Annotated in this window: 8 protein-coding genes and 1 pseudogene; 8 read left to right on the top strand and 1 reads right to left on the bottom strand. The window is 73.7% G+C overall.

The genetic code is table 11. From position 1 onward, the window contains the following. Positions 1–347 (top strand): annotated as a pseudogene (locus H1A17_RS23810) (glycoside hydrolase family 3 protein); the annotation flags it as partial. Between the two features lie 11 nt (positions 348–358). Here H1A17_RS23810 and H1A17_RS23805 read toward each other — a convergent pair. Next, positions 359–1,585 carry a cysteine desulfurase-like protein gene (locus H1A17_RS23805; RefSeq protein ID WP_145918849.1) on the bottom strand — a complete coding sequence of 409 codons (1,227 nt, stop codon included), beginning with the start codon at positions 1,583–1,585 and terminating at the stop codon, positions 359–361. A 79-nt stretch (positions 1,586–1,664) separates the two neighbouring features. Between H1A17_RS23805 and H1A17_RS23800 the strand changes: the two genes are divergently transcribed. The 7 genes from H1A17_RS23800 (at position 1,665) to H1A17_RS23770 (ending at position 6,080) form a co-directional block, all read left to right on the top strand. Continuing rightward, positions 1,665–2,027 (top strand): hypothetical protein, encoded by a 363-nt coding sequence (locus tag H1A17_RS23800; RefSeq protein WP_145918850.1) that lies wholly within the window; start codon positions 1,665–1,667, stop codon positions 2,025–2,027. A 59-nt stretch (positions 2,028–2,086) separates the two neighbouring features. Further along, the gene (locus H1A17_RS23795; protein WP_145918851.1) at positions 2,087–2,908 is read left to right on the top strand and encodes a DUF1206 domain-containing protein; all 822 of its coding nucleotides are present in this window, start codon (positions 2,087–2,089) and stop codon (positions 2,906–2,908) included. Between the two features lie 80 nt (positions 2,909–2,988). Next, on the top strand, positions 2,989–4,227 hold the full coding sequence (locus H1A17_RS23790) for a mechanosensitive ion channel family protein (protein ID WP_145918852.1): 1,239 nt from the start codon (positions 2,989–2,991) through the stop codon (positions 4,225–4,227). A 190-nt stretch (positions 4,228–4,417) separates the two neighbouring features. Continuing rightward, positions 4,418–4,852 (top strand): phage holin family protein, encoded by a 435-nt coding sequence (locus H1A17_RS23785; RefSeq protein ID WP_145918853.1) that lies wholly within the window; start codon positions 4,418–4,420, stop codon positions 4,850–4,852. Further along, on the top strand, positions 4,849–5,214 hold the full coding sequence (locus H1A17_RS23780; RefSeq protein ID WP_145918854.1) for a DUF3618 domain-containing protein: 366 nt from the start codon (positions 4,849–4,851) through the stop codon (positions 5,212–5,214). The genes H1A17_RS23785 and H1A17_RS23780 overlap by 4 nt, the downstream gene beginning before the upstream one ends. Next, on the top strand, positions 5,211–5,483 hold the full coding sequence (locus H1A17_RS23775) for a DUF4235 domain-containing protein (protein ID WP_145918855.1): 273 nt from the start codon (positions 5,211–5,213) through the stop codon (positions 5,481–5,483). The genes H1A17_RS23780 and H1A17_RS23775 overlap by 4 nt, the downstream gene beginning before the upstream one ends. A 393-nt stretch (positions 5,484–5,876) precedes the next feature. Then, positions 5,877–6,080: a cold-shock protein gene (locus tag H1A17_RS23770; protein ID WP_011905669.1), complete on the top strand. Its 204-nt coding sequence runs from the start codon at positions 5,877–5,879 to the stop codon at positions 6,078–6,080. Positions 6,081–6,166: the final 86 nt, after the last annotated feature.

The following is a 6,166-nucleotide window of genomic DNA, read 5'->3' as shown; positions in this document are numbered from 1 at the left end:
CCGCGCCGCACAACATCGCGATCGGCGCGGAGACCCCGTGGGGGCTCGGGGCCCCCCTGGCCGACCTGCTCCCCGGCACCACCACCGTCCGGCTCGCCGAGGCCGACCTGCCCGCCGACCCGACCGCCGGGGCGGCCGGCCGGCCACTGGTGCTGGTGGTGCGGGACCTGCACCGGCACCCGTGGATGCGGGCCGCGGTCGACCGGGCGCTGGCCACCCGCCCGGACGCCGTGATAGTCGAACTCGGCCTGCCCGAGCTGGTCACCGGCGGGCTGCACCTGGCCACCCACGGCGCGACCCGGGCCGCCGCCCGCGCCGCCGCCGAACTGCTCACCGGAACCCGCTGACCCGCCCGCCCTCAGCGGTTCGCCGGCTCCCCCCGGTCGGCCAGCCGGTCCAGCTCGGCCAGCAGCCGGTCCACCTCGTCGACCGTGTTGTAGTGGTAGACGCTCGCCCGGACGGCGCCGCCGCTGTCGCGCAGCCCGAGCGACTGGAAGTACTCGTAGGCGTAGTAGTCCCCACTGGACAGGCAGAGCCCGGCGGCGCCCAGCGCGGCGGCCAGCCCGGCCGGCGTCCACCCGGCCAGCCGGAACGACACGGTCGGGCAGCGCCGCCCGCCGGCCGGCAGGACGCTGACCGCCGGCCGGGCGGCCAGCCCGGCGGCCAGCCGGGCGAACAGCGTCCCCTCGTACGCCTGCGCGGCGGCCAGCCCGGCGCGGACCCGGGCCCGCCGGTCACCGGTGGCCGTCGGGTCCAGCCCGGCCAGGTGGTCGACGGCGGCGGCCACCCCGGCGAGCAGCGGGAAGCTCGGCGTGCCGGCCTCGAACCGGTCGGGCACCGCGTCGGAGGAGGGGACCAGCTTGGCCGGGCGCAGCCCCGCCCAGCGGGCCGGGTCGGCCACCACCGCCGCCAGGTGCGGGCCGGACCACTTGTAGGCGCTGGTGACGAGGAAGTCGGCACCCGTGGCGGCCAGGTCGGTGGGGCCGTGCGGCACCGAGTGCACGCCGTCCACGCAGACCAGCGCGCCGGCCGCGTGGGCCGTCGCGGCGATCGCCGCCACGTCCGGCACGGTGCCGGTCGCGTTGCTGCCGGCGGTCACCGCCACCAGTCGGGTCCGCCCGCCGACCAGGTCGGCGTACTGGTCGGCGGGCAGGTCGCCGGTGACCGGGTCGAACTCGGCCCAGCGTACGGTCGCCCCCGCCGCCCCGGCCGCCTGCACCCAGGGCCGCACGTTGGCGTCGTGGTCGAGCCGGGAGACCACCACCTCGTCCCCGGGGCCCCAGTCCGCGCCCAGCGTCCGGGCCAGGGTGTACGTCAGCGCGGTCGCGCTCGGCCCGAGCACCACCCCGTCCGGGGCCACGCCCAGCAGGTCGGCCACCGCCGTCCGGGCCCCCGTCACCAGCTCCAGTGACCGGCGGCCGGGCAGGAAGGCGGTGCTGCGGTTGCCCACCGCGATCCGCATCGCGTCGGCCACCGCGTCGATCACCGACCGGGGGGTCTGGGTGCCACCGGCACCGTCGAAGTGGGCGAAACCCTCGGCGAGCGCGGGGTACGCGGCCCGGGTACGGGTGATGTCGAACGGCATGTCCGGACCCTAGCCCGCCCACCCGCCCCGAAGATCCACCCGGGTGCCGGGGTGGGCGGCGTCTCGTACCCTTGGTGGGGTGACGAAGCGAAGCGCCACCACCCCCACCCCCCTCCGGCGGACCGCCGGCCTGCTGGCCGGCCTGGCGCTCGGCGTGGCCGTGCTCGCCGGATGCAGCTCGGACGGTGCCGACACCGACTGCGGCCTGGACGCCTGCACGGTCACCTTCGACCGGGGCGTCGACGCCCGCGCCTCCATCCTCGGCGTCGAGGCGAAGCTGATCGGCGCGCAGGGCGACCAGGTGACCGTCGAGGTCGCCGGCGAGCAGCTCTCGTTGACCATCGGCCAGCAGGCCACCGAGGTGGGCGGTTTCGCGGTCACCCTGGACAGCGTCACCGACCAGCAGGTCCAGATCCGGGTGTCGCGTAACGCCGGCAGCTGACCTGCCCCGGGCCGGCGGCACCACGTTTGGGGATCTTCCCGAACGGAGATTGTGGGCCCATGTCACTCACCCGGAACGCCGAAGCCACCGCTGCCCGCACCGCGGACAGCCGCTGGCTGGAACTCCTCGCCCGGGCCGGTTTCATCGGCTACGGGATCGTGCATCTGCTCTTCGCCTGGGTCATCCTCCAGATCGCCTTCGCCGGCTCCGGCGAGGAGGGCAACCAGAACGGTGCCCTGCGCGCCCTGGGCGCCCAGCCGATGGGCAAGTTCCTGCTGATCGCGATCGCCGTCGGGCTGATCGCGATGGCCATCTGGCAGGCGCTGGAGGCGGCCGTCGGCCACCACGCCAAGCGGGGCAAGGAACGCCTCTTCGAGCGGATCGCCTCGGGCGTCCGTACCGTCGTCTTCCTCTGGCTCGCCTGGACCTCGATCAAGGTGGTCCAGGACGCCAGCTCCAACAGCGCCGACCAGCAGGAGCAGTTCAGCGAGAAGCTGATGGCCTCCAGCGGCGGTCGCTGGCTGGTCGGGCTCGCCGGCCTGGTGCTCGCCGCCGTCGGCATCGGCATGATGATCTACGGCTACAAGAAGAAGTTCGAGCGGAACCTGAAGACCAACGAGATGAACGGCAAGACCCGGCAGTTGACCCGCCGGCTCGGTATGGCCGGCTACATCGCCCGGGGTGCGGTGTTCGCCGTCGCCGGCCTGCTGATCGTGGTCGCGGCGATCAACTACGACCCGGAGAAGGCCCGTGGTTTGGACGCCGCGCTGCGGACCCTGCGGGACCAGGCGTACGGGCCGTTCATCCTGGCGCTGATGGCGCTCGGCATCGCCGCGTTCGGGGTCTACTGCTTCTTCCAGTCCCGGTTCCGCAAGATCTGAGCCTGGTCGATACCGGAAACGCCGGGCACCATTGGGCCTTTGCCCGAATGCGATCAGCCCGGCCGGAAGGAGACAACCACGTGCAGGACTACCTCGAGACGATCGCCGCCGCGGCCACCGCGGCGGCGATCGCTCTGTTGCTCGTCGAGGTGGTACACCGGCTGATCCGCCGGCTCGGCCGGCGGTCCCACCTGATGACGGAGTTGACCGCGCACGTGCACCGGCCGTTGCAGGTCGCCGGCACGGTGGTGGCCGTCCAGTTCGCGGTCCGCTGGACCACCGGCTACGCCGTGGGCACCGGGTGGCGGCAGGCCGTGCTGCACATCCTGGTGCTGGGGGTGGTCGCCGCGGTGGCCTGGCTGGTCGCCTCCCTGCTGGTGGTGGCGGAGGACACCGCGCTGGCCCGGTTCCTGCGGGTCGACGTGCCCGACAACCGGCACGCCCGACGGGTACGCACCCAGGTGGTGCTGCTGCGCCGGCTGACCATCGTGGTGATCGTGGTGCTCGCCGTCGGCGTGATGCTGATGACCTTCCCGGCGGTACGCGGTGTCGGCGCGGGTGTGCTCACCAGCGCCGGTGTGGTCGGTGTGGTAGCCGCGCTGGCCGCGCAGAGCCTGCTCGGCAACGTCATCGCCGGCCTCCAGCTCGCCTTCAGCGACGCCGTCCGCCTCGACGACGTGGTGGTGGTCGAGGGGGAGTGGGGCCGGATCGAGGAGTTGACGCTCAGCTACGTGGTGGTCCAGATCTGGGACGACCGGCGACTGATCCTGCCCACCTCGTACTTCACCAGCACCCCGTTCCAGAACTGGACCCGGACCGAGGCGGCGGTGCTCGGCACGGCCGAGTTCCACCTCGACTGGTCGGTGCCGGTGCAGTCGATGCGGGAGGAGCTGCGCCGGCTGGTCGAGAGCACCGACCTGTGGGACGGCCGGGTCTGCGTGCTCCAGGTCACCGACGCCACCGGCGGCGCGATCAAGGTGCGCGCCCTGGTCAGCGCCGCCGACGCCGGCAGCCTGTGGGACCTGCGGTGCCTGGTGCGCGAGCACCTGGTCGGCTGGGTCCGCGACCACCGGCCGACCGCGCTGCCCCGGACCCGGGCCGAGGTGGGCGACGCCGCCGGCAGCCTGCCCTGGCAGTGGGTGCCGCCGCGCCGCCAGGTCCGTCGCCGCGCCGAGGGCGACGTGCCCGACGACGCCCGGGTCTTCGGCGGCAGCGACGACGGCGACGCCCGCAGCGAGGCGTTCGTCGGCCCGGACCAGGAGGCCCGGGGCGAGGCCGTCACCGTCGGGGCCGACCCGGGGGCCGACGCCCGCCGCTGAGCCACCCGCAGCCCCGTCCAGGCCCCCGCGACCGCCGGTCGCGGGGGCCGTGTCATACCCGCTTCGGCGTTTTGCCGGACGGCCCGGCCCGACCTGCGGTCAGATGTGGTTGGTCACCGTGCGCAGGATTGCAGGATTGACGGACGGCGGCTCCGGGCATACAGCGCGGTGATGACGAAAGGAGGACAGCATGGCTGACGTCGCGAACCACCGCACGTCCCGGACCGGGAGCGAGCCGTCCACCGCCGAACTGGTGCAGCGGGCCACCGAGCAGGTCTCCCGACTGGTCCGGGACGAGCTGGCCCTGGCCCGGGCGGAACTGACCCAGAAGGGCAAGCACGCCGGGATCGGGATCGGCCTCTTCGGCGGCGGCGGAGCACTGGCCCTCTACGGGCTCGGCGCACTGGTCACCGCCGTGATCCTGCTGCTGGCCCTGGTGCTGCCCGCGTGGGCGGCGGCGCTGATCGTGGCGGTGGTGCTCTTCCTCGTCGCCGGGGTGCTCGCGCTGGTGGGGAAGAAGCAGGTCAGCCACGCGGTCCCTCCGATGCCGGAGGCGACGGTCCGCAGCGTCCGCGCGGACGTGGACACGGTCGCCGCCGCGGTGAAGGACAGGGGACGGGCATGACCGGCACGACAGGCAGCAACGGGACCGGCAACGGCACGGGCGACACCGAGGCGCTGCGCGAGGAGATCCGGCGCACCCGGGTGGAGCTGGGCGAGACCATGGAGCTGCTGGCCGCCAAGGCCGACGTCAAGGCCCGGCTGAAGGACTCGGCGGAACAGGCGCGCGAGCGGGTGCGCGAGCAGGCCGCGTCGACCGTGGCCCGGGTGCGGGGGCAGGCGGCCCACGGCGTGGACCGGGCCCGGACCCAGGCGTACGACACGTCGGTGGCGGTGCGGCGCGATCCGGTGCCGTGGGCGACGATAGCGGCCGGCGCGGTGGCCGCCGTGGTGGTGTTGTTGATCGTTCGGGGGAGGCGCAGGTGAGCAAGGGCATCGGCAGGACCGTGTACAAGCCGGTCGGGGTGCTGCTGGGACTGGCGGCCGGCGCGCTGGCCGGGACGATCTTCCGGCAGGTGTGGAAGGCGACCGCCGGGGACGGCGAGGCGCCCAACCCCACCGACGAGGACCGCCGCTGGGGCGAGATCCTCGCGGCGGCGGCGTTGCAGGGGGCGATCTTCTCGGTCGTCCGCGCCGCGGTGGACCGTGGTGGCGCGGTCGGCGTCCGGCGGCTCACCGGGCGCTGGCCCGACTGACCCCGCCCGACTGACCCCGCCCGACTGACCCCGCCCGACTGACCGCTCGGCCGGGCCGCCGCCGGCCCGGTGACCAGCCGCGACGGCTCCCTTCCCGAATGGTGACGACGACCTGTGGCCCCCCGTACGCATCGACGTACGGGGGGCCTTTCGCCTGGGTGCGGACGACCCGGCCAGCGTGCGTCGGGCATCCGTCAGGTCACATGTCGGAGAATTTCGTCGATTAGGCTGTGCAAGGTTTTTGGGTACGTGGTTTGCTGATCCCCGCTGTTGCGAGACGGTGTCGGCACGGAGCGGTCTCCCGCTGTGGGGGCCCGCCTGGGTCGTCGCCGCTCGAAAACGGCCAATCGGCCGCACGGCGTGCTCGGCCGCCAGTTTTAGAAGGAGATACACATGGCGCAGGGAACCGTGAAGTGGTTCAACGCTGACAAGGGCTTCGGCTTCATCACCGTCGACGGCGGGGGTGCTGACGTGTTCGTCCACTTCTCGGCCATCCAGACCAGCGGCTACCGCACGCTGGAGGAGAACCAGCGGGTGGAGTTCGAGATCGCCCAGGGTCAGAAGGGTCCGCAGGCCGAGCAGGTCCGCCCCCTCTGAGCGAAGCCGGTCGGCATTCGCCGGCCCGGGTGGTCCGGCCAGCCGGATCAACGAGAAGCCCCGTGTCCCCTCAGGACGCGGGGCTT

Origin of the sequence: Micromonospora sp. S-DT3-3-22 (genome assembly GCF_015354745.1) — a bacterium.
Classification (GTDB): Bacteria; Actinomycetota; Actinomycetes; order Mycobacteriales; family Micromonosporaceae; genus Micromonospora; species Micromonospora wenchangensis.
Note: the sequence above shows the minus strand (reverse complement) of the source record. Positions and strands in the feature narration are given on the sequence as shown.

Excerpts from the sequence above, each read along its gene's own strand:
- H1A17_RS23805 (WP_145918849.1), bottom strand. The coding sequence starts at position 1,585 with ATGCCGTTCGACATCACCCGTACCCGGGCCGCGTACCCCGCGCTCGCC.
- H1A17_RS23795 (WP_145918851.1), top strand. The coding sequence starts at position 2,087 with ATGTCACTCACCCGGAACGCCGAAGCCACCGCTGCCCGCACCGCGGAC.
- H1A17_RS23785 (WP_145918853.1), top strand. The coding sequence starts at position 4,418 with ATGGCTGACGTCGCGAACCACCGCACGTCCCGGACCGGGAGCGAGCCG.
- H1A17_RS23780 (WP_145918854.1), top strand. The coding sequence starts at position 4,849 with ATGACCGGCACGACAGGCAGCAACGGGACCGGCAACGGCACGGGCGAC.
- H1A17_RS23770 (WP_011905669.1), top strand. The coding sequence starts at position 5,877 with ATGGCGCAGGGAACCGTGAAGTGGTTCAACGCTGACAAGGGCTTCGGC.